This is a genomic window from Rhizobium sp. 3T7 (assembly GCF_020166565.1).
GTDB lineage: Bacteria > Pseudomonadota > Alphaproteobacteria > Rhizobiales > Rhizobiaceae > Rhizobium.
The window spans coordinates 1-943 of the sequence record NZ_JAIQXS010000059.1 but is presented as its reverse complement, the minus strand read 5'-3'; the positions used below and the strand labels follow the sequence as shown (position 1 = coordinate 943).

The window sequence follows — 943 nt, the reverse complement described above, 5'->3', positions numbered from 1 at the left end:
TTCCCATTCTCCCTAAGGAGCGCAGCCCAGTCCTACCGGGCTCGCTAGACGATCATCAGGACAACCGGGATATCGTCGACGCGCCTTCCGTGGTGCCAGTGCCGCGCGGCTCGTAGGCGCGCTGGTCACGCAGGATCTGGAAGGCGATCGTCAGAAGCTTGCGCGCAATCGCCACGCGCGCCTTGTTCACTCCTCTGATCTTCAATTGTTCATACTGGGCGCGAAGCTGCGCATCGTTGGCGATGGCGGGGCTGACGGCTTCGACAAAGGCCCAGCGCAGCCACTTGTTGCCCTGCTTGATGATCTTGCCGTGGAAGGTCTTGCCGCCGGAGGAATAGGTCGAGGGCACCAATCCGGCATAGGCGGCAAGCTTCTTCGGGTTGCGGAAGCGCGATATGTCGTCGACCTCCGCATCGATCAGCCGGGCGAAGAACTCGCCAATGCCGGGGATCGTCTTCAACAGCTTGACGTTGGCATTGGCCTTGGTCATCGCCCGGATCGTTGCTTCCGACTGCTTGATCCTGATGTCAATGTCGCCGATGAAGGCGAGGCCACGGTCGATCTGGATGCGGTCGATTTCCGAGATCTTCACTTGCGCCAGCTGGACACGGCCGGCCCTGCCGAACAGATCGCCGAGCTTCTTCAGCTGGGCTGTCTGCTCCGGATAGCGGTCAAACACCGTGACGATCCGGTTCTTGGTCATTGTGCGCAGCCGCACGTAAAACATCCGTTCGCGCAGCGCGACGCGAAGCTCCCGAGATTTTTCGCCGGGTGCCCAGGCTTCCGGCACCAGGTCGGCTCGCAGCAGATGCGCCAGCACCGTCGCATCGATCTTGTCGGTCTTGATCTTGGCGTCGGCGATCGCCTTGACCTTCAACGGATGGGCGAGAACGACATCATCACAAATGTCGTCGAGCCAGTCATACATCACCATCCAGTTGCG

Annotated in this window: 1 protein-coding gene; it reads right to left on the bottom strand. The window is 60.8% G+C overall.

Going from position 1 to position 943, the window contains the following annotated elements:
- Positions 1–55: 55 nt before the first annotated feature.
- Positions 56–943, bottom strand: an 888-nt coding sequence (locus K9B32_RS28825; protein ID WP_224568792.1) for an IS110 family transposase, incomplete at its 5' end; no start/stop codon positions are given.